Raw genomic sequence first — 271 nt, forward strand, 5'->3', positions numbered from 1 at the left:
TACTTTGAAACTTTTGTTCGTCAGCCTCTAAAAGCTCATCAAAATCCTCAAACTCAGAAGGAAGCAAGTGCGACTGCCCTCAACCGTAGGCCAATCTGGTACGATCCGCGAGTGCGGAAAAGCTAGTGGGAGTGATGGGCGCGCCCAAGGCAGCTTTACCTAAAACCTGTTCGGAGTCGCCGGGCAGAAAGCCAGACTGAAGAGCTATTTTTCGTACTGCTATTTGGCCGGGGACGTCGTCTAGGTTGATCAGATTCAATCCGGCCCGCCC

The 271-nt window shown here is 52.4% G+C and carries 1 protein-coding gene; it reads right to left on the reverse strand.

What is annotated here, in order from left to right; all coding sequences use genetic code 11:
- Nucleotides 1-79: 79 nt before the first annotated feature.
- The coding region (locus tag SB658_RS24035; RefSeq protein WP_410602856.1) for a hypothetical protein at nucleotides 80-271 on the reverse strand (192 nt) is incomplete at its 5' end.

The organism is Bacillus sp. SIMBA_008 (assembly GCF_046535495.1).
Lineage (GTDB): Bacteria > Bacillota > Bacilli > Bacillales > Bacillaceae > Bacillus > Bacillus subtilis.